Below are 25,437 nucleotides of genomic sequence, written 5' to 3'. Positions count from 1 at the left end.
CTGCTCCGTCTGAAACATTATTTCACTTACCACCGCAACATCTGTTTACAGTGATAAACCGAATGCGTATATTTCGCATTTGCATTTTCATGCGCAATTAATACCTAGAAAACTATTTCAGCTCGTTTAAGAGACTGATGCACACCATTCACCGTTCATTAAGGGTTTGATGATGTCTTTCACCATTCAATCCAGGGAAGGGCAATCTCAGTCTGTCGCAACACCTTCGTTGCTGGCAGCCTGCATTGCTATGGCATTGATGCCTACCGCCAGTTTTGCTGCTCCTTCAGAGGAAACCGTCATTGTCGATGGTACCTCACAGTCCGATGCATCTGGCGATGACAGCCAGGACTACAGCGTAAAAACCACAACCGTCGGCACCAAAATGCAGATGGTCCAGCGTGACATTCCGCAGTCGGTCACTATCGTCAGCGAGCAGCGCATGGAAGACCAGCAGTTGCAGACGCTGGGCGACGTGATGGACAACACGATGGGGATCAGCAAAAGCACCACCGATTCCGATCGCAGCAACTTCTACTCCCGTGGGTTTGAAATCGACAACTACATGGTCGATGGCATCCCAACCTACTTCGAATCACGCTGGAATCTGGGTGATTCTCAGTCTGACACTGCCCTGTTTGAGCGGGTTGAAGTGGTGCGCGGCGCCAACGGTCTGATGACCGGAACAGGCAACCCCTCTGCGGCGATCAATATGGTGCGTAAGCATGCCACCAGCCGCGAATTTAAGGCCAATTTGTCTGCGGAATACGGTAGCTGGAACAAACAGCGCTACGTGATGGACATGCAAAGCCCGCTGACGGATGACGGCAATCTGCGCGGCCGCATCGTGGCGGGTTATCAGGACAGCGACTCCTGGCTCGACAACTACAACCAGAAGCGGACCTTCTTCTCCGGAATTCTTGACGCCGACCTGGGCACCAGCACCGCGCTGTCGGCGGGCTACGAATACCAGCGTATCGACATCAACAACCAGACGTGGGGTGGTTTGCCGCGCTGGAACACCGATGGCAGCGTCAGACACTACGATCGCGCACACAGCACGTCACCAGACTGGGCCTACAACGACAAAGAGTTCAATAAGGTCTTCTTTACGCTGAAGCAGCGTTTTGCCGACGACTGGCAGGCCACGTTAAATGCGACCCATACCGAAGCGAAATTCGACAGTAAAGCGATGTACCTTGATGCCTATGTCAACAAGAGCACCGGCATGCTGGAAGGTCCTTACGTGAACTACGGTCCGGATTACGGCTACATTGGCGGTACCGGCTGGAACAGCGGCAAGCGTAAAGTGGATGCTGTAGATCTCTTTGCTGACGGTGGTTACGAGCTGTTAGGTCGTCAGCACACCGTGATGATCGGTGGCAGCTTCAGCCGTCAGACGAACCGTTACACCAACTCCTGGGCCAACGTCTTCCCGGATGATTTCGGCAGTTTCTACGACTATGACGGTAACTTCCCGGAAACCAACTGGGGATCGCAGTCCCTCGCCCAGGACGATACCACCAACATGAAGTCGCTGTATGCGGCAACCCGTATCTCGCTGGCCGATCCGCTGCACCTGATCCTCGGCGCGCGCTATACCAACTGGAGCATTGACACCCTGACCTACGGCATGGAGAAGAACCACACCACGCCTTACGCGGGTCTGGTCTACGACATCAACGACAACTGGTCTGCCTACGCCAGCTATACCTCTATCTTCCAGCCGCAGAACTACCGCGACAGCTCGGGCAAATATCTCGACCCGATCACCGGTAATAACTACGAAGCGGGTCTGAAATCCGACTGGATGAACAGCCGTCTGACGACCACCCTCTCCGTCTTCCGCATTGAGCAGGATAATCTGGGACAAAGCACCGGCCGGACCATTCAGGGCTCGACGGATACGGCTTACGAGAGCGTAGACGGTACCGTGAGTAAAGGCGTTGAGTTTGAAATCAACGGCGCGCTGACGGATAACTGGCAGATGACCTTCGGTGCGACGCGTTACGTTGCAGAAGATAACCAGGGCAAGGCGGTTAACCCGCAGCTGCCGCGTACCACGGTGAAACTGTTTACCAGCTATCGTCTGCCGGTCATGCCTGAGCTGACCGTAGGTGGTGGCGTTAACTGGCAAAACAGCGTGTATACCTATCAGGACACGCCGTACGGCACATGGCGAGCGTCACAGGGCAGCTACGCGCTGGTTGACCTCTTCACCCGTTATCAGGTCACGAAGAACTTCTCTCTGCAGGGTAATGTGAATAACCTGTTTGATAAGACTTACGACACGAATATTGAAGGCGCGATTGTCTATGGCGAACCGCGTAACGTCAGCGTGACCGCAAGCTATCAGTTCTGATACAGCATCCGTTACCAAAGGGAGCCAGAAGGCTCCCTTTTTTGTACGCGCGGTTTGCCTGTGGCCCAGGATATGTAGGCCCGTGCAAGCGCAGCGCCGCCGGGCATTTCCCAAATCTCAGGCAATAAAAAAGGCAGCCATTTGGCTGCCTTAGTCTCCCCAGGTCACAGCTTAGTTGCCGCGGATGTACTCATCCATTTCGGTTTTCAGGTTATCGGATTTAGTACCGAAGATAGCCTGTACACCGGAACCTGCAACAACTACACCAGCTGCGCCCAGTTTTTTCAGACCTGGCTGGTCAACTTTCGCGACATCGGCAACGCTAACACGCAGACGAGTGATACATGCGTCCAGGTTAGTGATGTTCTCTTTACCGCCGAAGGCTGCAACCAGTGCTGGAGCCATTTCGCTGGTCGCACCCGCTTTGCTGTCTTCTGTTGCATCTTCACGACCTGGTGTTTTCAGGTCCAGTGCTTTGATCAGCACGCGGAAGATGGTGTAGTACAGCACCGCGTAGCCCGCACCAACGATTGGGAACAGCCACAGTTTGCTGCTGTTACCGGACAGTACGATGAAGTCGATCAGACCGTGTGAGAAGGACGTACCGTCACGCATACCCAGCAGGATACAGATTGGGAACGCCAGGCCAGCCAGAATCGCGTGGATAACGTACAGGATCGGCGCAACGAACATGAAGGAGAACTCGATCGGCTCGGTGATACCGGTCAGGAACGAGGTCAGCGCTGCGGAGATCATGATACCGCCCACTTTTGCACGGTTCTCTGGTTTAGCAGAGTGCCAGATTGCAATCGCAGCAGCCGGCAGGCCGTACATTTTGAACAGGAAGCCGCCAGACAGTTTGCCTGCAGTTGGGTCACCTGCCATGTAGCGTGGGATATCGCCGTGGAATACCTGGCCCGCCGCGTTGGTGAATTCGCCGATCTGCATCTGGAAAGGAACGTTCCAGATATGGTGCAGACCAAACGGCACCAGGCAACGCTCGATGAAGCCATAGATACCGAACGCCAGTACCGGGTTCTGGTAAGCAGCCCACTGAGAGAAGGTCTGGATAGCGGAACCAATTGGTGGCCAGATGAAGGAGAGGATCACACCAGTGAAGATCGCCGCCAGACCAGAGATGATTGGAACAAAACGCTTACCAGCAAAGAAGCCCAGATATTCAGGGAGCTTGATGCGATAGAAGCGGTTAAACATATACGCCGCAATAGCACCCGAGATGATACCGCCCAGAACACCGGTGTCAGCCAGGTGTTTTGCTGCGATCTCTTCCGGTGGCAAGTGCAGCACCAGAGGTGCAACCACAGCCATGGTTTTAACCATGATGCCGTAGGCAACAACAGAGGCCAGCGCAGATACGCCGTCGTTATTAGTGAAGCCAAGCGCAACGCCGATAGCGAAGATCAGTGGCATGTTACCGAAAACAGAACCGCCTGCTTCGGCCATCACGTGGGAAACTACGGCTGGCAGCCAGCTGAAGTTTGCAGAACCGACGCCCAGCAGGATACCTGCGATAGGCAGTACGGATACCGGCAGCATCAGCGATTTACCGACCTTCTGCAGGTTAGCAAATGCATTCTTAAACATAATTGAGAGTGCTCCTGAGTATTTGTGCTTTTTTTACGTTTTCACGCATTGGCCCGGGGGGAGAACCGTGCCGTGGACAGGACATCTAAGCGCCCTTTATTTATTACGCAGAGTAAAATAAATCTGCGGATCTTTGTTTGACGGCTATCACGTTTCAGCGCTCGGCAGCTGAAAAACTTTCAGATTTTTACAAAATAGATTGCCAGATGTTACCAGAAACGTATTCACCGCCCCCATTTGGGCGGTGAACTGTACTCGCTTTAGCTATTAATTACGAGCCCAAAAAAAAACTGACTAATCAGGCAGATTGCAGGCGGGAGGAATCGATGTGAAACAGACTGGCGAAGTTGTGGGTGGTAATGCGTGCCAGTTCTTCAACGTCGACGCCTTTCAAAACGGCCATGTACTCGGCCACATCCCGTACCATCGCGGGTTGGTTCTCTTTACCGCGATGCGGCACCGGTGCCAGATAAGGGGAATCTGTTTCCACCAGCAGGCGATCGAGCGGCACGTACCGCGCAGCGTCACGAAGCTGCTCGGCGTTACGGAACGTTACGATCCCGGAAAACGAGATATAAAAACCCAGATCCAGCAGCTTGCCCGCTGTTTCTCTGTCTTCTGTGAAACAGTGTAGTACGCCACCACAATCCGTCACCTTTTCTTCTTTCAGGATCGCCAGCGTATCGGCCCGGGCATCGCGGGTATGGACAATCACCGGCTTGTTCAGCTCCCGGCCAATGCGGATATGGTCGCGGAAGGACGTCTGCTGGCGGTCTTTCGTTTCCGGGGTGTAAAAATAATCCAGCCCGGTTTCGCCCATCGCCACCACGCCCTCTTCCGCCGCCAGACGGCGTAAATCCTCGACGTCATAGGCTTCATCCTGGTTCAGGGGATGCACGCCGCAGGAGAAAACCACGTTGTCACGCACGCCCACCAGTTCGCGCATGGTGCGATAGCCGGGCAACGTCGTGGCGACCGCCAGACAAAATTTCACATCGCGGGCGGCCGCTTTTTCCAGCACGTCATCGACGTTTTTATGCAGGGATTGATAATCCAGGCCATCGAGATGGCAGTGTGAGTCGACTAAAAACATAATGTCTCTCTCAGAGATGGGATACAGGCAGCGTCGTGCCCGGTTGCAGGTAATGCTCGATAGTGAGTAACAGGTCGGTCAGCACAAGCTCCCGGTTCAGCCCCGTTACGCTGAGTAATTGTTCGCGACACTGGCATACGTCATGAAGAATAGCCCGCAGTGCCACACCTGGCAGGCTATGGGCGAGATTATTCACAAGTTGCCAGACGTCGGCATTGCTGAGCAGGGTCGCGCCCTGCTGAATTTTAAGCGCATCCAGCAACAACGCTGCCAGCCAGTGCAGGCGATCTGCCGCCTGCTCATGATTAAGTACTGGCAGCAGGCTCATCCAGTCGCCGCTGTCGGACACCGCCCCGAGCGCCTGGCAAAGCTGTTCGCGTTGGGTCCAGACTTTAGGCTGCAACAAGGCCAGCGCCGCGGCGGGCGCCCCACCGCACAGGCGCAGCGCACTCAGCGCCGCCTCTTGTGACGTTGTCACTTCTCTTGCGAGCCAGCTGATAGCCCACGCCTCTTGCGGAACGCTGAGATGATGCAAACGACAGCGGCTGCGCAGAGTCGGCAGCAATCGCCCCGGTTCACGGCAGGCCATCAGAAACCAGGTATTTTCCGGCGGCTCTTCCAGGGTTTTTAACAGCGCGTTGGCGGCCGCTTCGGTCAACTGGGCGGCATCTTTCAGCCAGACAACTTTTGCCCCGCCGAGGCGCGCGCGTTCGTACAGCTTCTCGCTAACCCCGCGCACCGCATCAATGCCAAGGGTCGTTTTGCCCTTTTCGGGCTCCAGGGCGTAATAGTCCGGATGGGTTTGCGCCTGCATCAGCTGACAGCTACGGCACTGGCCGCAGCTCTTATGCCCCTGCGGCTGCTGGCACATCAGGAAACGGCTGATGGCGTAGATAAGCGCATCATCCCCCATCCCCGGCAGCGACTGGATCAGTAACGCATGATGCCCCCGACCTGACTGATAGCCGTTCACCAGCTGTTCAAAGTGCGGGCGCAACCATGGATACCATTTCATGCCTGTTGTTCCTTCAGCCAGTCAGTAACGGTGGCACGAATGTCCCCCATCACCGCTTCCAGAGGCTGCGTCGCGTCGATTGTGCGGATTGAACTGTCCTGTGCCGCCAGCTCCAGGTAACGGGCGCGGGTACGGTTGAAGAAGTCCAGCGACTCCTGTTCGATACGATCCAGTTCCCCACGGGCGCGGGCCCGCTTCAGGCCCACTTCCGGCGTCACGTCTAAATAGAGCGTCAGGTTCGGGCGGAAATCACCCAGCACCGCGTCGCGCAGCGTGGCGAGCATATTCTGGTCAATGCCGCGACCTCCACCCTGGTAAGCCTGGGTGGAGAGATCGTGGCGGTCGCCGATGACCCAGCAACCGCGCGCCAGCGCAGGTTTAATCACGGTTTCAACCAGCTGAACACGGGCAGCGTAAAACATCATGACTTCGGCTTTGTCGGTAATCACTTCGTCGCCAACCGATTTGATGTCCAGCACCAGGCTACGCAGTTTTTCCGCCAGCTGTGTGCCGCCCGGTTCGCGGGTGAAGATCATCTCTTCGATGCCACACTGTTTCAGCGTCTCAACCACCGCGTTGCGTGCGGTGGTTTTCCCGGCGCCTTCCAGCCCCTCAATGACGATGTAGTTACTGCGCATTTTTTTCCTTAAGTGCCTTCAGATAGTCCTGAACCGAACGATTATGACCGGCAAGATTGGTGTTAAAAGTATGTCCACCCTTTCCGTCAGCGACGAAATAGAGATACGGCGTTTTTGCCGGATGCGCGGCGGCATTCAGCGATGCCTGGCCCGGTGTGGCAATCGGTCCCGGGGGTAATCCGCTAATGACGTAGGTATTATAATCGGTTGGGGTTTCGAGGTCTTTACGTGAGATCTTGCCCTTGTAGTTCTCACCCATCCCGTAAATCACCGTTGGGTCGGTCTGCAAGCGCATGCCGATACGCAGGCGGTTAATAAACACCGACGCCACCTGATCGCGCTCGCTGGCCACCGCCGTCTCTTTCTCGACGATAGACGCCATGGTCACGAACTGGTTTTGATCTTTATACGGCAGGTTTTCCATCCGCCCTTCCCAGGCTTTCTCCACCGCCTCGACCATCTTTTTATGCGCACGCTGCAGCAGCGCCACATCGGTGGTGCCCGCCGTGTACATCCAGGTATCCGGCCAGAACCAGCCTTCTACCCATTCAGGATGTTCAAACTTCAGGGCTTCAGCGACGGCGGCATAGCTGTCATCCGGCAGCGTGTGCTTGATGTATGGCGCATCGCGCAGCTGTTTCAGGTAATCGCTCAAGCGCATCCCTTCAACAAAACGCAGCGGGAACTGGGCCTCTTTACCGCTTTCGAGCAGCTCCAGCATCTCCTTAACGGTCATGCCTGGCGTAAAACGGTAAGTACCGGCTTTGAAATGCGACAGCTCCGGCTGCACGCGTAATAACCACTGGAACACCCGCGGGCGATTAATGACCTTTTCGCCATACAGCTGCTCGCCCAGCGCCAGTCGTCCGGTGCCTGGCTTCAGGGTAAATATCGTCTCATCCGCGATGAGGATTTTGCTGTCCGCCAGCTGGCGAACCTTCCATATCCCCACGCCAGCGGCAATGCCCAGCACGACAACAACGAGGAGAATAAAGCGCAACATTTTCTTCATGACTATCTGGTTTGCTCACACAGAGGGGCTAAAAACAGGTGCAACTCACGCGATGAAAAATGGTGAGGACCATACTGGCGCACCGGCACAACAGGCATCAACGCATTGCACACGACGATCTCGTCGGCATCCTTCAGCGCAGCTTCGCACGCCTGCACTTCGACAACGCGAAAGGCGGAGTGTGCCAGCTGTCGCAGACAAAACTGGCGCATCAGGCCATCGACGCCCGCCTGATCCAGACGGGGGGTAAACACATCCTTACCCTGCCGCCAGAATAAATTCGCCGCACAGCATTCCGTAATGAACCCTTCGCTGTCAAGGACCAGCGCCTCGTCGGCGTCCGTCTGTTCAAGATGGGAGCGGATCAACACCTGTTCTAGCCGGTTAAGGTGTTTTATCCCCGCCAGATGCGGATTACGGCCAAGACGCACCGGACTCAATGCCAGGGCGATCCCCTCGGTCCGCCAGCGATCGTAATGGGCCGGATACGCCGACACGGAAAGAATGCGAACCGGCTGCTGACAGCCAGCTGCGCTGTATCCCCTGCCGCCGCTTCCCCGGCTGATAATCACCTTCAGTACGCCATGATCGATGCCCAGCGCCTGCTCTGCCATTTCCTTTTCTAACTCTGCCCACTGGGCAAAGGGAATGAACAATCTTTCACAGGCCGTCTGCAAACGTTGCACATGCGCGTTAAGCAAACTGATTTTGCCTTTGACAATGCGCGCCGTAGTAAAGCATCCGTCACCAAACTGGATAGCCCGGTCATTTGCCGGAAGCACTGCCTGCTTTATGCCATTTATCAAGAACATGATGGCTCCTTTAAGATGGTCAAATAGTCTGGCAGGAAGGTGAGCCCGGGACAAGGGAAGAAAACCGAATAAAAAAGGCCCGACAAGCGGACCTTTTTTATCAGTGTGCCGGGAAGCAAGACTATCGCCCCGGCGATTAGCCTCAGACCTTTTTGAAGATCAGAGAGCCGTTGGTGCCGCCAAAGCCGAAGGAGTTACACAGGGTGTACTCCATTCCGCTGACCTGGCGTGCTTCGTGTGGAACGAAGTCCAGATCGCAACCTTCATCCGGGTTATCCAGGTTGATGGTTGGCGGAACGGCCTGGTCGCGCAGTGCCAGGATGGAGTAGATAGACTCTACTGCACCCGCCGCACCCAGCAGGTGGCCGGTCATGGATTTGGTGGAGCTGACCATTACGCGGCTGGCTGCCTCGCCAAACACAGACTTAACCGCCTGCGCTTCTGCGATATCGCCCGCAGGCGTAGAGGTACCGTGCGCATTCACATAGCCAATCTGACCCGGCTCGATACCCGCGTCACGGATAGCGTTAACCATCGCCAGCGCAGCACCTGCACCGTTTTCCGGTGGAGAGGTCATGTGATAGGCATCGCTGCTCATGCCGAAGCCGACGACTTCTGCATAAATTTTCGCGCCGCGTTTTTTCGCGTGCTCGTACTCTTCCAGTACGACCATACCTGCACCGTCACCCAGCACAAAGCCATCACGGTCTTTATCCCACGGACGGCTTGCCGCCTGCGGATTATCGTTGCGGGTAGACAGGGCACGCGCTGCGCCGAAACCGCCCACGCCCAATGGGGTGCTGGCTTTTTCTGCGCCACCGGCGACCATCGCATCAGCATCGCCATAGGCAATCATACGCGCTGCCTGACCGATGTTATGCACACCAGACGTACAGGCCGTGGCAATTGAAATGCTTGGGCCACGCAGGCCGAACATGATGGTCAGGTGACCTGCCACCATGTTAACAATCGTTGACGGAACGAAGAACGGGCTGATTTTACGCGGACCACCATTCACCAGAGAGGTATGGTTTTCCTCAATCAGGCCAAGACCGCCAATCCCGGAGCCGATAGCGGCGCCGATACGGGTTGCGTTCTCTTCCGTAATTTCAAGGCCAGAATCCTGCATGGCCTGAACGCCAGCGACAATTCCATATTGAATGAAGGCATCCATCTTGCGCTGTTCTTTGCGCGAGATGATCTCTTCACAGTTAAAATCCTTTACTAAGCCAGCAAATTTCGTTGCATAGGCGCTAGTATCGAAATGGTCGATTAGGCTAATGCCACTCTGACCGGCAAGGAGAGCGTTCCAGGTGGACTCTACGGTATTGCCGACAGGAGATAACATGCCAAGTCCGGTCACAACTACACGACGCTTAGACACGCTTGTCCTCCAGGGAGGGATAAAAAAAGAAAATCGAGGGACTACAAAAGAAAAAACACAGGCGGTCGAATGACCGCCTGGAGATGCTCACTTACGCCTGGTGACCGTTGATGTAATCAATGGCAGCCTGAACGGTGGTGATTTTCTCAGCTTCTTCGTCCGGAATCTCAGTATCAAACTCTTCTTCCAGAGCCATTACCAGCTCAACGGTGTCAAGAGAATCTGCGCCCAGGTCTTCAACGAAAGAAGCATTGTTGGTCACTTCTTCCTGCTTAACGCCCAGCTGTTCGCCGATAATTTTCTTAACGCGTTCTTCGATAGTGCTCATACTCTTAAATTTCCTATCAAAACTCGCTTTCGCGATGGTTTTCGTAGTGTATAAAATGTTGAAAAATTTGCAACTAAATCCCGGCAGGTCTTACCACGATTTTACGTTATTTTGAGGCCATTCCCCCTCATAACGCAAATATTTTCTATCGTGGTTAAACCATATACATCCCGCCATTGACGTGGAGAGTCTCACCAGTGATGTAACTCGCTTCGTCAGAGGCTAAAAATGCAACCGCGCTGGCGATTTCTTTAGGGTCGCCTAAACGACCCGCTGGAACTGCCGCCAGCGTACCCGCACGCTGCTCATCGGTCAGCGCACGCGTCATGTCCGTTTCAATAAAGCCCGGAGCAACAACGTTTACAGTAATTCCGCGGGACGCAACTTCACGTGCCAGCGACTTACTGAAACCGATCAGGCCTGCTTTCGCCGCAGCGTAGTTTGCCTGACCAGCATTTCCCATGGTACCAACCACAGAACCGACAGTGATAATACGTCCATGACGCTTCTTCATCATAGCTCGCATTACCGCTTTTGACAGACGGAACACAGATGACAAATTGGTTTCGATAATATCGTTCCACTCATCATCTTTCATTCGCATCAGTAAGTTGTCACGAGTGATTCCGGCATTATTGACCAGAATATCCACTTCGCCAAATTCTGCGCGAATATTTCCCAGAACAGATTCGATAGATGCAGGATCGGTCACATTCAACATCAGACCTTTACCGTTCGCACCCAGGTATTCACTGATGGCCTGCGCACCGTTTTCGCTGGTCGCGGTACCGATCACTGTCGCGCCGCGCGCGACGAGGGTTTCAGCGATGGCACGGCCAATACCACGACTTGCGCCAGTGACCAGTGCGATTTTTCCTTCAAAGCTCATGATATTCCTCTTCTTACTGCGCAAGTGCCGCTGACAGTGCTTCAGGCTCGTTAATCGCCGATGCGGTCAGGGTATCAACAATACGTTTGGTCAGACCGGTGAGGACTTTACCCGGGCCCACTTCATACAGGTGCTCAACGCCCTGTGCTGCCATGAATTCAACGGTCTTCGTCCACTGAACCGGGCTGTACAGCTGGCGAACCAGCGCATGGCGGATGGCCTCTGGTGCGGTTTCACATTTCACATCAACGTTATTCACCACCGGAATAGCCGGTGCGCTGAAGGTGATTTTTTCCAGCTCAACAGCCAGTTTATCCGCAGCAGGCTTCATCAGCGCGCAGTGGGACGGAACGCTCACCGGCAGCGGCAGCGCACGTTTCGCGCCAGCGGCTTTACAGGCTGCGCCTGCACGCTCAACCGCTTCTTTATGGCCGGCGATAACCACCTGGCCCGGCGAGTTGAAGTTTACCGGCGAAACGACCTGGCCTTCTGCGGACTCTTCGCACGCTTTCGCAATGGCAGCATCATCCAGACCAATAATCGCTGACATACCGCCAGTACCTTCCGGCACCGCTTCCTGCATGAATTTGCCGCGCAGCTCAACCAGGCGCACAGCATCAGCAAACGCAATCACGCCCGCGCAAACCAGCGCTGAGTATTCACCCAGGCTGTGACCGGCCAACAGCGCTGGGGTTTTACCACCCTGCTGCTGCCATACGCGCCACAGTGCGACCGATGCGGTCAGCAGTGCTGGCTGCGTCTGCCAGGTTTTATTCAGCTCTTCGGCTGGCCCTTGCTGGGTCAGCACCCACAGATCGTAGCCCAGCGCATCAGAAGCTTCACGAAAAGTCTCTTCGATAACCGGATACTGTTCCGCTAATACAGACAACATTCCAACGGCCTGAGAACCCTGACCCGGGAATACAAAAGCAAATTGCGTCATTTTTTATCCTTTTTCTAGAAACGAACCAGCGCAGAGCCCCAGGTGAAACCGCCACCGAAGGCTTCGAGCAAGACCAGTTGGCCTCGTTGAATTCGTCCATCGCGCACCGCTTCGTCAAACGCGCACGGTACTGATGCTGCAGACGTATTGCCATGACGATCGAGCGTCACCACAACGTTATCCATAGACATGCCGAGCTTTTTAGCTGTGGCGCTGATAATACGCAGGTTAGCCTGGTGCGGCACCAGCCAGTCGAGAGCGGAGCGCTCCAGATTATTGGCTTCCAGCGTCTCGTCAACGATGTGCGCGAGCTCGGTCACGGCCACTTTAAAGACTTCGTTACCGGCCATGGTCAGGTAAATAGAGCTGTCCGGGTTAACACGATCCGCGTTTGGCAGCGTTAACAGCTCACCGTAGCGGCCGTCCGCGTGGAGATGCGTGGAGATGATGCCCGGCTCTTCAGATTGTCCTAACAGGACCGCACCCGCGCCATCACCAAAAATAATGATCGTCCCGCGATCGTTTGGATCGCAGGTGCGAGCCAGCACGTCAGCACCGATAACCAGCGCATGCTTCACGGCACCGGATTTCACGTATTGATCGGCAATGCTCAGCGCATAGGTAAAGCCTGCGCACGCAGCGGCAACGTCAAACGCCGGGCAGCCTTTGATCCCCAGCATGTTCTGAACCTGGCACGCGGCGCTTGGGAAAGCATGCGTGGCTGAGGTGGTCGCAACGATAATCAGGCCGATGTCATCTTTATCGACACCCGCCATCTCCAGCGCGCGCTGGGCGGCTTCATAGCCCATGGTGGAAACTGTTTCATCTGGCGCGGCAATACGACGTTCGCGGATACCTGTACGTGTGACGATCCACTCGTCAGAGGTATCGACCATTTTTTCCAGATCGGCGTTGGTTCGCACTTGCTTTGGCAGATAGCTGCCGGTACCTAAAATCTTCGTATACATGTACGCTCAGTCACTTTTTGCTAATACAGATCCCAGGCGAGCGGCAATCCGCTGTGGGACTTGTCGCTGCACCGCCTGCACTGCCTGTTCAATCGCGACGGTAAAGGCTCGCTGATTGGCCGCACCGTGACTCTTAATCACAATGCCGCGCAATCCTAACAGACAGGCGCCATTATACTGGTCGGGGTTGAGGTGACTGAATCGCCGCGCCAGGCTCTTTTGTAACCAACGCTTCAATATAATCAGCCACCATGACCGTTTTTTACCCTCTCCCTGCGATTTAAGCAGAGAAAGAAACATTCTCACCACCCCTTCCATGGTTTTTAATGTAACGTTTCCTGTAAACCCGTCACACACCAGGACATCCGTTTTTCCGGTCAATAATTCGTTGGCTTCGAGATATCCAATATAGTTTATGGATGGCTCATTTTTTAGCCTCTCGGACGCCTCACGGATGCTGTCGAGACCTTTAGTCTCTTCCTCGCCAATATTCAGCAAGGCAACGCGGGGATGCGAAATCCCGACGACCTCTTCTGCCAGCACCGAGCCCATAACGGCAAACTGCGCGAGCATAACACTGTCGCAGTCGACGTTAGCGCCTAAATCCAGCACCACCGTTTTGCCCTTTTGCTGATGCGGCAGAACCGTCACCAGCGCCGGGCGCTCAATACCATCAATCGGTTTGAGCAGTAATTTTGCCAGCCCCATCAGCGCGCCGGTATTTCCGGCGCTGACGCACGCCTGCGCGCGTCCTTCTTTTACCAGCTCCAGCGCAATGCGCATCGAGCTTCCGCGACTGCTGCGGATCGCCTGTGAGGCACGGACATCACTGGCAATAACTGACTGCGCAGGAATGATCTGCAGACGCGAACGTTGTTCGAAGTCAGCTTTTGCGAGTAATGGCGTGATAGCGTCGGGATTGCCGACTAAAAGGAGAGTGAGTTGCGAATTAGAGTTCAGTGCCTGCAATGCTGCAGGCACTGTCACGGAAGGGCCAAAATCTCCCCCCATGACATCTAACGCCAGGGTTAGACGTGTCAAGGTATCGTCGCAGCCTGGTTCGGTATATCCCCGTTTGCACGGGGAAACCCTCACTAAGCCTAATCACGCAAACGCGTGATTACTTAGTGATAACCTTGCGGCCGCGGTAGAAACCGTCAGCAGTGATGTGGTGACGCAGGTGTTTCTCACCAGAAGTCTTGTCTACAGACAGGCTGGTAACTGCAGTCAGCGCGTCATGGGAACGACGCATGCCACGTTTGGAACGGGTTGGTTTATTCTGTTGTACGGCCATGGACCTTACTCCTTAATTACTTACGCTTTAAGCTGGCTAATACGGCAAATGGGTTTGGTTTTTGCGCTTCATCAGGCAGTTCCCCAAAGACCATGTCCGCCTCGGACACTTCACAGTGTTCAGAATCATGCACCGGAACTACAGGCAAGGTGAGGATGATTTCATCTTCAACCAGCGCCAGCAGATCGATTTCACCGAATTCGTTAACCTCAATCGGCTCATACGCTTCCGGGAGTGCTTCAGCCTGTTCGTCTGAACGAACCGGACTAAAACAATATGTTGTGTGAACATGAAGTGGGAACGGTTTCCCGCAACGCTGACACTCGAGCGTGACCGACACCTTTGCATCACCGGTGATAACGGCAAGGCGCTGGGGATCGATTTCGAACGACATGGAGCATTCCACATCACTGTCCACACTGACTACGGATTCGGCGATACGCTCAGCCTGATCACGAGTATAGATACCTTCGTAATCAAGGCGTTTTTGAGCCGTACGAACCGGATCAAGAGTCAGGGGTAATTTTACCTTTTGCATAGGGCGCGCATATTAACTTTGTAACGTCATAGAGTCAAAGAAAAAGGCAACCTCAGGCTGCCTTTTGCCAATTATTCGCACACATTGCGGCCCGTAGTTTAAAATGGCTGGCATCGATACGCTATATCTGGTGAAAAAAATATGCCAAATCTGATCCTCGCCTCGACTTCGCCCTACCGCCGCATGCTGCTGGAAAAACTTGGCGTACCCTTTGAATGCGCCGCGCCGGACGTGGATGAAAGCCCACAACCCGGTGAATCGCCACGGCATCTGGTGGTACGTCTGGCGCAGGAAAAAGCGAAAAGCCTGGCAGCACGATTTCCTGACCATCTTATTATAGGTTCCGATCAGGTTTGCGTCCTTGATGGGATTATCACCGGAAAACCGCACACCGAAGAGAATGCGCGCCAGCAGCTGCTGAAAGCACGCGGCACTATTGTGACCTTCTATACTGGCCTCGCCCTCTATAACAGCGCTACGGGCCATCTGCAGACGGAATGCGAGCCCTTTGATGTTCATTTCCGCCATCTTAGTGAACAGGAGATTGAAGATTACGTCCGCAAAGAGCGTCCGTTAAACTGCGCGGGCAGCTTTAAGAGCGAAGGACTGGGGATTGCGTTATTCGACAGGCTGGACGGGCGTGACCCGAACACGTTGGTGGGATTACCGCTGATTGCGCTGTGTCAGATGCTGCGTCGCGAGCACAGCAACCCGTTGATGGCGTAATTTACGCCGGGTGGCGCTGCGCTTACCCGGCCTACAAAACCGTAGGCCCGTGCAAGCGCAGCGCCGCCGGGCAATCAACCACGCAGAACTTTAAGACAGCGTTTCAGCTGCTCGTCCATCGGGGCTTCGATACGTATTACCTCGCCGGTACCCGGATGGGTAAACTTCAGCGCGGCGGCATGCAGGAACAGGCGAGATAACCCCGTACCGGCCAGCTGCTTATCAAATTCCCGGTCGCCATAGCGATCGTCGAAAGCGATAGGATGTCCCGCATGCAGAGTATGAACACGGATCTGATGGGTACGACCGGTGACCGGACTGCAGCGTACCAGGGTGGCGAATTCATAACGCTCTTCAACTTTGAAGCGTGTTTCTGACGGCTTGCCTTCCTGGCTCACGCGGACAATTCGCTCGCCGCTCTGCAGAATGTTTTTCAGCAGCGGTGCCTGCACTACTTTGACATGGGATTGCCACTGGCCGCGCACCAGCGCGAGGTAATCCTTCTGCATCCCTTTCTCACGCAGCTGTTCATGCAGCGAACGCAGCGCCGAACGCTTTTTCGCCACCAGCAGTACGCCAGAGGTGTCGCGGTCAAGGCGATGAACCAGCTCAAGGAAGCGGGCTTCCGGACGCAGCGCGCGCAGGCCTTCAATGACGCCGAAGCTCAGTCCGCTGCCGCCGTGTACTGCGGTACCGGACGGTTTGTTGAGCACCAGGATATGATCGTCTTCATATAAAATCACATCCGCAAGCGCAGCAACTTTATTCAGATGCGGCGATACCGCCTCTTCTTCCCGCTCGGCGACGCGAACGGGTGGAATGCGGACTTCATCACCTGCTTCAAGTTTGTATTCAGGTTTGATGCGCTTCTTATTCACACGCACTTCACCCTTACGCAGGATGCGATAAATCATACTCTTCGGCACGCCCTTCAATTGGGTGCGCAAAAAGTTGTCGATGCGTTGCCCCGCTTCATCATCGGTAATGGCAACCATTTTTACGGCTGGAGTCTCTGTTTTCATGGGGGGCGATTCTAATTATCGGCAGCCAATAGCGCCACTCATTTTTCTGTGCTTATATTTACCTTTACCCGGACGGTGTTTCATTCACGCAATCGATTTGATGGTTATTAAACCAATCACGTCAGAGAAGTGAAAAAACTGTGAGTAACCGGGTGATAATTGGTAAAAGTCATCTTGCTATAACCCGGTTAGCAATGGAATAATGCTGCTGTTTTCCGCGTTAAATCCGGGTTTTGTAAGGATATCGACGGAATGACCAATTTTGTCTGACCGATCATCCACGCAGCAATGGCGTAAGACGTATTGATCTTTCAGACAGTTAGCGGGCTGCGGGTTGCAGTACTTACCGGTAAATGGAATCTTCTCTGGAGAGTTTTACCCAGGCTATTCCCCTGATAATCGCGCTGTATTTCCGTATGAAATACAGGCAACCGACACTTTGCGCCTCTTAAGCGAGCGACAACCGTGAGGTTGGCGACGTGAATAGACACGAGGCCATCGGTTCATACCCCGGAAAGCGTCACCTTGCCCGCAGCTTAGTCGTCAATGTAAGAATAATGAGTAAGTTACGATGAAAAGAATGTTAATCAACGCAACTCAGCAAGAAGAGTTGCGTGTCGCCCTTGTGGATGGGCAGCGTCTGTACGATCTGGATATCGAAAGTCCTGGACACGAACAGAAAAAAGCGAACATTTACAAAGGCAAAATCACCCGCATTGAACCCAGCCTTGAAGCCGCATTTGTCGATTACGGTGCCGAGCGTCATGGTTTCCTCCCGCTGAAAGAGATCGCTCGCGAGTATTTCCCTTCCAACTATAACGCCCATGGCCGTCCAAACATCAAAGATGTTCTGCGTGAAGGTCAGGAAGTTATTGTCCAGATTGATAAAGAAGAGCGCGGCAACAAAGGCGCGGCACTAACAACCTTTATCAGCCTGGCAGGCAGCTACCTCGTTCTGATGCCTAACAACCCGCGCGCGGGCGGTATCTCTCGCCGTATCGAAGGCGACGACCGTACCGAGCTGAAAGAAGCGCTGGCAAGCCTTGAGCTGCCGGACGGCATGGGCCTGATTGTCCGTACCGCAGGCGTTGGCAAATCTGCCGAAGCCCTGCAGTGGGACCTGGGCTTCCGCCTGAAGCACTGGGAAGCGATCCAGAAAGCCGCTGAAAGTCGCCCTGCTCCGTTCCTGATCCACCAGGAAAGTAACGTTATTGTACGTGCCTTCCGCGACTATCTGCGTCAGGACATCGGCGAAATTCTGATTGATAATCCGAAAGTGCTTGAGCTGGCTCGCCAGCACATCGCAGCCCTGGGTCGTCCGGATTTCACCAGCAAAATCAAACTGTACACCGGTGAGATCCCGCTGTTCAGCCACTACCAGATCGAATCGCAGATTGAATCCGCCTTCCAGCGTGAAGTCCGTCTGCCATCCGGCGGCTCTATCGTTATCGACAGCACCGAAGCGCTGACCGCCATCGATATCAACTCCGCACGTGCAACCCGCGGCGGCGATATCGAAGAGACGGCGTTCAACACCAACCTGGAAGCGGCAGATGAGATTGCGCGTCAGCTGCGTCTGCGTGACCTCGGCGGCCTGATCGTTATCGACTTCATCGACATGACGCCAGTACGTCACCAACGCGCGGTGGAAAACCGCCTGCGTGAAGCGGTGCGTCAGGATCGTGCGCGTATCCAGATCAGCCATATCTCCCGTTTTGGCCTGCTGGAGATGTCCCGTCAGCGTCTGAGCCCGTCGCTCGGCGAATCCAGCCACCACGTCTGCCCACGCTGTAGCGGCACCGGTACCGTGCGTGACAACGAATCGCTGGCGCTCTCTATCCTGCGTCTCATCGAAGAAGAAGCGCTGAAAGAGAACACCAAAGAAGTTCACGCCATTGTGCCTGTGCCGGTTGCCTCCTACCTGCTGAACGAAAAACGTGCAGCGGTAAGCGCAATCGAATCCCGTTTGAGCGGCGTACGCTGCGTGATCGTCCCTAACGACCAGATGCAAACCCCGCACTATTCCGTGCTGCGCGTGCGCAAAGGTGAAGAGACGTCCACCCTGAGCTACATGCTGCCGAAGCTGCATGAAGAAGAGATGGCGCTGCCGTCTGAGGAAGAGTACTCAGAGCGTAAGCTGCCTGAGCAACCTGCTCTTGCGGCATTCGTGATGCCTGAAGCGCCACCTGCGCCAGCGCAGGAGACCGTTGCGGCTAAGCCTGCTGCAGCCAAACCGGCGGCAGAAGCCAGCCAGCCGACTGAGCAGCCAGGCCTGCTGAGCCGCTTCTTCAGCGCGCTGAAAAAAATGTTTGCAGGCGAAGAGCCGCAGCCAGCCCCGGCGCCGGTTGAGAAGAAAGAAGAGAAACAGGAGCGTTCACCGGATCGTCGTAAACGTCAGAACAACCGTCGAGACCGCACCGAGCGCCGCGATAACCGTTCAGACAGCAACGAAGGTCGTGACAATCGCGATAATCGCGACAACCGTGAGGGTCGTGAGCGCCGTGAAGGGCGTGACGACAACCGTCGCAACCGCCGTGAGAAGCCGCAGCAGAACGCGGAAGATCGTGAAATTCGCCAGCCGGTCAGCGAAGAGTCTGATAAAGGCAGACAGCGTGATGAGCAGCAGCCGCGCCGTGAGCGTAACCGTCGTCGTAATGATGACAAGCGCCAGGCCCAGCAGGAAGTCAAAGCGCTGAATCGCGAAGAAGAGACCGTGCAGGATGCTGAGCAGGAAGAACGCGTTCAGGTCATGCCACGCCGTAAGCAGCGTCAGCTGAACCAGAAAGTGCGCTTCGAGTCTCAGACTGAAGAGGCAGCGGTTGAAGCGGTCGCACCTCAGGCTGAACCAGCCCAGAGCACCGAACTGGCAAAAGTTGACCTGCCTGCCGTTATCGAAAACGCACCTGAGCAGGAAGAGAACGGCGAAGGCCGTGAAAACGCCGGCATGCCGCGTCGTTCACGTCGCTCCCCGCGTCACCTGCGCGTGAGCGGTCAGCGTCGTCGCCGTTATCGTGACGAGCGTTATCCGCTGCAGTCTCCAATGCCGCTGGCTATTGCCTGTGCGTCACCAGAGATGGCATCAGGTAAAGCCTGGATCCGTTATCCGGTTGCCCGTCCTCAGGAGCCACAGTTTGAAGAGCAGAACGTTGCTGCAGAAACGGTAGCCCCTGTTGCGCCAGCCGCCGTTGAGGCGATTACTGAGGCCGCTGCCGTTGCGATCCCTGAGCCGCAGGTTGCTGAAGTTGAAACGTCACATCCGGAAGTGATTGCTGCGCCTGTGACTGAACAACCGCAGATCGTCACTCCTGAAGACGCGGTTGTCGCAGAACAGGTTGTGGAAGAAGCTGCCGCTGCTGAACCGGCTGAAACCACCGAGGTTGCAGCCGAGCCGCAGCCGGTCGTGGAAGTTGAAGTGGAAACTGAAGTTCAACCTGAAATCGAAATCGATGTTGAACCGGTTGAGGTTGCTGAAGTGGAACCTGAAGACATTGAAGTCGCGGAAGTAAAAGCGCCAGAAGTGAAACCAGAACCTGAGGTGAAACCGGCGCCAGCCGCGCAGGTTCACGCTAAAGCGCATCACGCCACTGCCCCAATGACCCGTGCTCCGGCACCGGAATATGTTGCGGAAGCACCGCGTCACAGCGACTGGGTACGTCCGGCATTTGAGTTTGACGGTAAAGGCTCTGCAGGCGGTCACAGCGCCACGCATCAGGCCACTGCGCCAGCCACGCGCCCACAGCCGGCTGAATAAGCCCGCTTAAGCGTAAAAGCCGACCTTCGGGTCGGCTTTTTTATTGCATCTGCTCAGGCCTGCGCATTCCCGCAATTTCAGGCATCACCTCTCTCATCATCTCCAGAAAACGACGCAGTCGCGCCGGATAATAGCGTGACCACGGGTAGACCAGATGAACCGGCAGCGCGGCCGGCTGCCAGTCCGGCAGGAGATGCACCAGCCTGCCCTCGCGGATATCCGCTTCTACCGTCCAGCTCGAGACCACAGCAATGCCCAGCCCGGTGAGTGCGCTTTTACGCGCCACGTACAGGCTGTCGGTACTTAATCGAGGCGAGATAGCCACCCGCAGCGGTTGTGATGTCCCCGCGCTGAACAACTCTACATGCTGACGATAAAACGTATTGAGTGCCACCCAGGGCAGCGCGGAGAGATCTTCGGGCTTCTCCACAGGGGTAAAGCGTGCAAGCAGTTCAGGGGATGCCACAATGCAGCGCGGCACCTCGGCCAGCAGCACCGACACCGTGGCCGGGTCGATCTCCGCCCCGACCCGAATAGCGCAGTCGATATTGTCGCTTAAAAAATCAGCCGAGCGATCGTTGAGCATCCACTCCACGTTCAGCCGGGGATAGCGCAGCAAAAACTGCGTTAGCGGCTCCAGCAACTGCTCCTGACCGAAGGCATGCGGTGCCCTCACCCGGAGCACCCCCACCGGTTCATCTTCCGTCTGCCCCACTTCATCTTCCAGCGCATGCCAGCTGTCGATCACCCGCCGGGCATGTTGATAGCAGCGTTCGCCGTCATCGGTCAGCTTCATGGCATGGGTTGTTCGCAGGATCAGGCGCGCGCCGAGCAGCATCTCCAGCGACTGCAGTCGGCGGCTGACTGTGGCCTGGCTGGTAGCCATCTGCACGGCGGCAGCGGAAAGAGAGCCGGTTTCGACGATGCGTACAAAGGTCCGCATTAACTCTACTCTGTCTATACGTTCTGAACGTTTCATTATCGTCACGGTTATACGTTACACGTATAAGTGTTTTATCACTGGGCTGGCTACCACCGCAAGGCGGGCTGATAAAGAATAGCGACACACCCGAAATGAGGAATCGCATATGAACACCAACTCCTTAACCCCAGCCGTCAGCCGCTGGGTCATTTTTATCCTCGCCATCGGCGCAGGATTTAGCGTCGCCGCCATCTATTATGCTCAGCCGCTGCTGCCGCTGATGGGCTCAGATTTGCATCTCAGCGTTGAAGGGATGGGAATGGTGCCAACTCTCACCCAGGCCGGTTATGCACTGGGGATCCTGTTCCTGCTGCCGCTCGGCGATCGCTACGACCGTCGCACCCTGATAGTGGTGAAAAGCGTCGCCCTGGCGCTGCTGCTTCTGGCCTGTAGCCTGACGGGGCAGATCCACTCCCTGCTGCTGGTCAGCCTGCTGATTGGTATGACCGCCACCATGGCGCAGGATATCGTCCCGGCTGCGGCAATTCTTGCGCCTCAGGGCAAACAGGGCAAAACCGTCGGTACGGTGATGACCGGCCTGTTGCTGGGGATCCTGCTCTCCCGTACGGTGAGCGGCGTGGTAGGGGAAGCCTTTGGCTGGCGCGTGATGTATCAGCTGGCTGCGGGCAGCATTGCGATCCTCGCCGCCGTGATGTGGTTCATTCTGCCCCGCTTCGCGGTACCCTCGAACCTGCGTTATCCGGAACTGATGCGTTCCATGGCGCATCTGTGGCGCCGCTACCCGGCCCTGCGCCGCGCCGCGCTGGCTCAGGGTTTCCTCTCCATCGCCTTTAGCGCCTTCTGGTCGACCCTGGCGGTCATGCTGATGGAACATTATGGGCTTGGCAGCGCGGTAGCCGGAGGATACGGTATTGCCGGTGCCGCAGGTGCCCTGGCCGCGCCGCTGGCGGGGGGTCTGGCGGATAAACTGGGCGCGGGTAAAGTCACCCAACTGGGTGCCGCCCTGGTGACCGTCTCCTTCGCCCTGATGTTTTTAATGCCTGCTTTAGGCGTACATGGCCAGCTGATCCTGATTGCCGTTGCCGCCGTGGGCTTTGATCTCGGTCTGCAGTCAAGCCTGGTGGCCCACCAGAACCTGGTTTACAGCCTCGAGCCGCAGGCGCGTGGTCGCCTGAACGCCCTGCTCTTCACCGGCGTGTTTATCGGCATGGCGTTGGGTTCAGCGCTGGGTAGTCAGCTGTATACCCTGGCCGGTTGGCCGGGCGTGATTGCCCTGGCGACGATGACAGCCGGTGTGGCGCTGGTTATTCGTATGACCGGGAACGTCCGCTCAACCCCATCAGCCGTGCAGAATTCCTGAAAAAAAATGCCCAATCCGCAAAACGGATTGGGCACAGAGAACATAACCAGTTTCAAGCCATGTTCTAAAGGTCAAGTCAGTTATTTATTCATCTGGAACAGCGACATACCCTGCATATCGCTGAACGCTTTATAGGATGCCTGAAGCGCCGCCTGCTGCATGGTGTAGGACGAAATTGCAGCGTTCCAGTCTACGTCAATAAGATCGCTCATCTGCTGGGTCTGGCCTAACGCACGATCGCTGCCCAGCGTATCCAGTGCATCGAGTTCGGTCAGCTTAGTCCCCAGGTCAGCGCGCACGGTCAGCACGTTATCAAGGGAGTTACGCAGACCGCGGTTGGCCTTATCGATATCCAGATTCAGCTGATCCGTCTTGTCCTGATCGCCGCTGACCGGCGTTTTCAGGGCTGCAATCGCATTATCCAGGATCTTGAACAGATTGGTTTCCGGGGTTGAGCCGTCCGGCTCTGGCGCTGCGTTACTGGTGAAGGATTCAAACACTTCACTGCCGGTATGGCTGATCTGCATGTTACGCGCGGAATCAACCTGCTGCCGGATAGGCGTGTCACCGCCGTTATAGGTACCCGTGGCCTGATCGAAAGCCACAGCGTCCGTTTTATAACCGGCGAAAATATAGCGTCCGTTACCGTCGGTGCTGTTTGCCAGGTTCACCAGCTGATCGCGGATACCCTGCAGGTCGGTAGCAATAGAGCTACGGTCGTTGTCACTCAGGGAGCCGTTACCGGCATAGACAATTTTATCCTGCGCTGATTGCAGCGCCGTGGTCACCTGACCCAAAACGCTCTCCTCCAGCCCTACTCGCTGGGAGGCAAAAGAGCGGGCCAGCGTAAACTGGCTGTTCTGCGCCTGGGCCTGCGACAGCACCACCGCCTGCGACGCGGCAATGGGGTCGTCAGACGGACGGTTAACGCGTTTGCCGGTGGACATCTGCTCACCGTAACTCAGCCACTTGCTCTGGGAATCGGTGATCCCGCGCATGTTCTGCTGGTACATCATCTGGGTGCTAATACGCATCGTTCACCTCAGCCTTAGCGAATATTAATTAACGCGTCGAAGAGCATGCTGGCGGTTTGCAGCACCTGGGCATTGGCCAGGTAGTACTGCTGGTAGCGCTGCAGGTTGCCGTACTCTTCGTCGAGGTTAACGCCGGAGATCGACTGCTGCTGGTTGCTCAGCTGCGTCGTCACGTTTGCCTGGGTAGTGCTGCTGGTTTTCAGCGTCGCGGTTTTGCTGCCGACGGTACTGACCAGCGAGGCATAGGCATCGTTAAAGGTTTTGTTGCCGCCGACCACTTTGCTGTTCTGCAGATCCAGCAGCGCCTGGCCGTTGCGGTTATCACTTTCACCGCCATCAGGGTCAGAGGCCAGCGCCAGTTTTCCCTCTTCGCTGATCGACACGTCCATATTCACGATGGCATTAGCAACAGGCTTGATGGTAAAGCTGTCTTTGTTTTTCGCCGCGCCGGATACGTTAACCTTCAGGCCATCGAAGGAGAGATTTCCGTTACCGTCATCGGTGGCAGTGACCGTCGTTTTATCGGAAAGGCGGGTGATTTTCCAGTTGGAGCCATCAAACTCCATTTTGTAATCAGTCGCCTGCACTTTGGAAAAGTTGTCCATATCGACCGTCGCGGACACGGCTGCCGTACCGGTATTTTTGCTGTTGGCCAACACCGCTGGCGCGCCGATATCAAATAATTCACCGCCGGCTTTGCCTTCTACGTCAAAGCCCTTTTCATGCTGGGTATTCATTGCGTTAGCGAATGAGAGCGCCAGCTGGTTGAGGGTATTGCGTGCCGCGTCGAGCTCTTCGGTGCGGAAGGTCATCATGCCGCCCAGAGAACCGCTGGTAAGCAGTTTTTCCGGGATCTCGACCGGGCCCGAGGTACCGTCAACAAAGGCTACCGTAGTACGGGACGGATCGGCGCTGGATTTCACGGCTGCCAGCTGGTTGGCGGTGCTGCCCTGAACCAGGTTGTAGCCGTTACCGAAGGAGACGTTATAGGTGCCGCTGTCCTGAACGGAGACTTCAACGCCCACGATCTGGTTCAGCTCGCTCACCAGCTGGTCGCGCTGATCGAGCAGGTTGTTCGGGGACGCGCCCGCGCCTACGCCGGTCAGACGGGAAATCTGATCGTTGAGGTTGGCAATTTGTTTGGCGTAGTTATTGATCTGCTCAACGCTGGTGCCGATCGCGGTGTTGATCTGCTTATCCTGATCGCGCAGATACTGATCGTTCACCTTGAACTGGTTCACCAGGCCATCGGCCTTGCCCAGTACCGTCTGGCGCGCAGCCGGATCTTCGGCGTTGCTGACCAGAGTCTGCAGACTGCTGAAGAAGTCCTGCATGGTGGTGGCCAGGCTGTTGCTGCTGCCAGACAGAATGTCGTCGATTTTGGACATCTGCTGGTAGCGCGTGGTCAGGGCGCTGCTCTGGTTCTGCGCGGTGCGCAGCTGGTTGGTAATGAATGCATCATATTCTCGCTGTACCCCGGAGACATACACGCCGTTGCCAACCCAACCGCCGCCCGTCAGCGTGCTGTTTGAGGCACTCAGCACCGTCGTCTGACGGGTGTAGCCCGTCACGTTGTAGCTTGAAATGTTATTACTGGCGGTATTCAGCGCAGCCTGTGCCGCACTGAGGCCACTCATGGCGCTGTTGATCAAACTGGACATGGGGGTTCCTTTTATACTTTCAGACACGAGTCCTGCTGGAGATTATCGGCAGTCTCCAG

Annotated in this window: 22 protein-coding genes; 4 read left to right on the top strand and 18 right to left on the bottom strand. The window is 55.7% G+C overall.

All coding sequences use genetic code 11. The features are described 5' to 3' along the window. The first annotated feature begins 172 nt into the window (after positions 1-172). A complete protein-coding gene (fhuE, locus tag FHN83_RS20505; protein ID WP_139564768.1) occupies positions 173-2,362 on the top strand; it encodes a ferric-rhodotorulic acid/ferric-coprogen receptor FhuE in 2,190 nt (729 codons plus the stop codon). A 171-nt stretch (positions 2,363-2,533) separates the two neighbouring features. Here fhuE and ptsG read toward each other — a convergent pair whose 3' ends face one another. The 14 genes from ptsG to yceD form a co-directional block, all read right to left on the bottom strand. Further along, positions 2,534-3,967 (bottom strand): PTS glucose transporter subunit IIBC, encoded by a 1,434-nt coding sequence (gene ptsG / locus FHN83_RS20500; protein WP_138368641.1) that lies wholly within the window; start codon positions 3,965-3,967, stop codon positions 2,534-2,536. A 298-nt stretch (positions 3,968-4,265) separates the two neighbouring features. Then, on the bottom strand, positions 4,266-5,060 hold the full coding sequence (locus tag FHN83_RS20495) for a metal-dependent hydrolase (RefSeq protein ID WP_139564767.1): 795 nt from the start codon (positions 5,058-5,060) through the stop codon (positions 4,266-4,268). 10 nt (positions 5,061-5,070) lie between these two features. Further along, complete coding sequence (gene holB, locus FHN83_RS20490; protein WP_139564766.1) at positions 5,071-6,075, bottom strand: DNA polymerase III subunit delta'; 1,005 nt, start codon at positions 6,073-6,075, stop codon at positions 5,071-5,073. Further along, entirely contained in the window at positions 6,072-6,713 is a 642-nt protein-coding gene (gene tmk / locus FHN83_RS20485; protein WP_139564765.1) for a dTMP kinase, read from the bottom strand. The genes holB and tmk overlap by 4 nt, the downstream gene beginning before the upstream one ends. Continuing rightward, positions 6,703-7,725, bottom strand: a complete 1,023-nt coding sequence (yceG, locus tag FHN83_RS20480; protein WP_138368639.1) for a cell division protein YceG — start codon at positions 7,723-7,725, stop codon at positions 6,703-6,705. The genes tmk and yceG overlap by 11 nt, the downstream gene beginning before the upstream one ends. A gap of 2 nt (positions 7,726-7,727) precedes the next feature. After that, positions 7,728-8,537: an aminodeoxychorismate lyase gene (gene pabC / locus FHN83_RS20475; protein WP_139564764.1), complete on the bottom strand. Its 810-nt coding sequence runs from the start codon at positions 8,535-8,537 to the stop codon at positions 7,728-7,730. Between the two features lie 142 nt (positions 8,538-8,679). Continuing rightward, positions 8,680-9,921: a beta-ketoacyl-ACP synthase II gene (gene fabF, locus FHN83_RS20470; protein ID WP_039028931.1), complete on the bottom strand. Its 1,242-nt coding sequence runs from the start codon at positions 9,919-9,921 to the stop codon at positions 8,680-8,682. A gap of 91 nt (positions 9,922-10,012) precedes the next feature. After that, positions 10,013-10,249: an acyl carrier protein gene (gene acpP, locus FHN83_RS20465; RefSeq protein ID WP_000103754.1), complete on the bottom strand. Its 237-nt coding sequence runs from the start codon at positions 10,247-10,249 to the stop codon at positions 10,013-10,015. A gap of 154 nt (positions 10,250-10,403) precedes the next feature. After that, on the bottom strand, positions 10,404-11,138 hold the full coding sequence (gene fabG / locus FHN83_RS20460; protein WP_039028930.1) for a 3-oxoacyl-ACP reductase FabG: 735 nt from the start codon (positions 11,136-11,138) through the stop codon (positions 10,404-10,406). Positions 11,139-11,151: 13 nt separating this feature from the next. Beyond that, positions 11,152-12,081 (bottom strand): ACP S-malonyltransferase, encoded by a 930-nt coding sequence (fabD, locus tag FHN83_RS20455; protein WP_139564763.1) that lies wholly within the window; start codon positions 12,079-12,081, stop codon positions 11,152-11,154. Between the two features lie 14 nt (positions 12,082-12,095). Then, positions 12,096-13,049, bottom strand: a complete 954-nt coding sequence (locus FHN83_RS20450) for a beta-ketoacyl-ACP synthase III (protein WP_039028928.1) — start codon at positions 13,047-13,049, stop codon at positions 12,096-12,098. A 6-nt stretch (positions 13,050-13,055) separates the two neighbouring features. Then, complete coding sequence (plsX, locus tag FHN83_RS20445) at positions 13,056-14,090, bottom strand: phosphate acyltransferase PlsX (RefSeq protein ID WP_205735732.1); 1,035 nt, start codon at positions 14,088-14,090, stop codon at positions 13,056-13,058. 79 nt (positions 14,091-14,169) lie between these two features. Then, positions 14,170-14,343, bottom strand: coding sequence for a 50S ribosomal protein L32 (rpmF, locus tag FHN83_RS20440; protein ID WP_003857964.1), 174 nt, complete (start codon positions 14,341-14,343; stop codon positions 14,170-14,172). Between the two features lie 16 nt (positions 14,344-14,359). Next, on the bottom strand, positions 14,360-14,881 hold the full coding sequence (gene yceD / locus FHN83_RS20435; RefSeq protein WP_032617547.1) for a 23S rRNA accumulation protein YceD: 522 nt from the start codon (positions 14,879-14,881) through the stop codon (positions 14,360-14,362). Between the two features lie 141 nt (positions 14,882-15,022). Here yceD and FHN83_RS20430 point away from each other — a divergent pair, with 141 nt between their 5' ends. After that, positions 15,023-15,607 (top strand): Maf family protein, encoded by a 585-nt coding sequence (locus tag FHN83_RS20430; protein ID WP_139564762.1) that lies wholly within the window; start codon positions 15,023-15,025, stop codon positions 15,605-15,607. A gap of 74 nt (positions 15,608-15,681) precedes the next feature. Here FHN83_RS20430 and rluC read toward each other — a convergent pair whose 3' ends face one another. Continuing rightward, positions 15,682-16,629: a 23S rRNA pseudouridine(955/2504/2580) synthase RluC gene (rluC, locus tag FHN83_RS20425; protein WP_039028925.1), complete on the bottom strand. Its 948-nt coding sequence runs from the start codon at positions 16,627-16,629 to the stop codon at positions 15,682-15,684. A 571-nt stretch (positions 16,630-17,200) separates the two neighbouring features. Here rluC and rne point away from each other — a divergent pair. After that, entirely contained in the window at positions 17,201-20,380 is a 3,180-nt protein-coding gene (gene rne / locus FHN83_RS20420; protein WP_139564761.1) for a ribonuclease E, read from the top strand. Positions 20,381-20,420: 40 nt separating this feature from the next. Here the strand turns inward: rne and FHN83_RS20415 are convergent, their stop codons facing one another. Continuing rightward, positions 20,421-21,359 (bottom strand): LysR family transcriptional regulator, encoded by a 939-nt coding sequence (locus FHN83_RS20415; protein ID WP_139564760.1) that lies wholly within the window; start codon positions 21,357-21,359, stop codon positions 20,421-20,423. Between the two features lie 109 nt (positions 21,360-21,468). Here FHN83_RS20415 and FHN83_RS20410 point away from each other — a divergent pair, with 109 nt between their 5' ends. Next, positions 21,469-22,683, top strand: coding sequence for an MFS transporter (locus tag FHN83_RS20410; RefSeq protein WP_139564759.1), 1,215 nt, complete (start codon positions 21,469-21,471; stop codon positions 22,681-22,683). An 80-nt stretch (positions 22,684-22,763) separates the two neighbouring features. On the opposite strand, the gene flgL is transcribed toward FHN83_RS20410, so the two are convergent. Both flgL and flgK read right to left on the bottom strand, forming a co-directional pair. After that, the gene (gene flgL, locus FHN83_RS20405; protein WP_139564758.1) at positions 22,764-23,717 is read right to left on the bottom strand and encodes a flagellar hook-associated protein FlgL; all 954 of its coding nucleotides are present in this window, start codon (positions 23,715-23,717) and stop codon (positions 22,764-22,766) included. Between the two features lie 14 nt (positions 23,718-23,731). Next, on the bottom strand, positions 23,732-25,378 hold the full coding sequence (gene flgK / locus FHN83_RS20400) for a flagellar hook-associated protein FlgK (RefSeq protein WP_139564757.1): 1,647 nt from the start codon (positions 25,376-25,378) through the stop codon (positions 23,732-23,734). Positions 25,379-25,437: the final 59 nt, after the last annotated feature.

This window comes from Leclercia adecarboxylata, assembly GCF_006171285.1.
In the GTDB taxonomy this organism is placed as follows: domain Bacteria; phylum Pseudomonadota; class Gammaproteobacteria; order Enterobacterales; family Enterobacteriaceae; genus Enterobacter; species Enterobacter barmai.
This window is presented reverse-complemented; position numbering and strand designations above follow the sequence as displayed.

Coding starts and splice junctions, on each gene's coding strand:
- fhuE (WP_139564768.1), top strand. CDS start 173: ATGTCTTTCACCATTCAATCCAGGGAAGGGCAATCTCAGTCTGTCGCA.
- ptsG (WP_138368641.1), bottom strand. CDS start 3,967: ATGTTTAAGAATGCATTTGCTAACCTGCAGAAGGTCGGTAAATCGCTG.
- FHN83_RS20495 (WP_139564767.1), bottom strand. CDS start 5,060: ATGTTTTTAGTCGACTCACACTGCCATCTCGATGGCCTGGATTATCAA.
- holB (WP_139564766.1), bottom strand. CDS start 6,075: ATGAAATGGTATCCATGGTTGCGCCCGCACTTTGAACAGCTGGTGAAC.
- tmk (WP_139564765.1), bottom strand. CDS start 6,713: ATGCGCAGTAACTACATCGTCATTGAGGGGCTGGAAGGCGCCGGGAAA.
- yceG (WP_138368639.1), bottom strand. CDS start 7,725: ATGAAGAAAATGTTGCGCTTTATTCTCCTCGTTGTTGTCGTGCTGGGC.
- pabC (WP_139564764.1), bottom strand. CDS start 8,537: ATGTTCTTGATAAATGGCATAAAGCAGGCAGTGCTTCCGGCAAATGAC.
- acpP (WP_000103754.1), bottom strand. CDS start 10,249: ATGAGCACTATCGAAGAACGCGTTAAGAAAATTATCGGCGAACAGCTG.
- fabG (WP_039028930.1), bottom strand. CDS start 11,138: ATGAGCTTTGAAGGAAAAATCGCACTGGTCACTGGCGCAAGTCGTGGT.
- fabD (WP_139564763.1), bottom strand. CDS start 12,081: ATGACGCAATTTGCTTTTGTATTCCCGGGTCAGGGTTCTCAGGCCGTT.
- FHN83_RS20450 (WP_039028928.1), bottom strand. CDS start 13,049: ATGTATACGAAGATTTTAGGTACCGGCAGCTATCTGCCAAAGCAAGTG.
- rpmF (WP_003857964.1), bottom strand. CDS start 14,343: ATGGCCGTACAACAGAATAAACCAACCCGTTCCAAACGTGGCATGCGT.
- yceD (WP_032617547.1), bottom strand. CDS start 14,881: ATGCAAAAGGTAAAATTACCCCTGACTCTTGATCCGGTTCGTACGGCT.
- FHN83_RS20430 (WP_139564762.1), top strand. CDS start 15,023: ATGCCAAATCTGATCCTCGCCTCGACTTCGCCCTACCGCCGCATGCTG.
- rluC (WP_039028925.1), bottom strand. CDS start 16,629: ATGAAAACAGAGACTCCAGCCGTAAAAATGGTTGCCATTACCGATGAT.
- rne (WP_139564761.1), top strand. CDS start 17,201: ATGAAAAGAATGTTAATCAACGCAACTCAGCAAGAAGAGTTGCGTGTC.
- FHN83_RS20415 (WP_139564760.1), bottom strand. CDS start 21,359: ATGAAACGTTCAGAACGTATAGACAGAGTAGAGTTAATGCGGACCTTT.
- FHN83_RS20410 (WP_139564759.1), top strand. CDS start 21,469: ATGAACACCAACTCCTTAACCCCAGCCGTCAGCCGCTGGGTCATTTTT.
- flgL (WP_139564758.1), bottom strand. CDS start 23,717: ATGCGTATTAGCACCCAGATGATGTACCAGCAGAACATGCGCGGGATC.
- flgK (WP_139564757.1), bottom strand. CDS start 25,378: ATGTCCAGTTTGATCAACAGCGCCATGAGTGGCCTCAGTGCGGCACAG.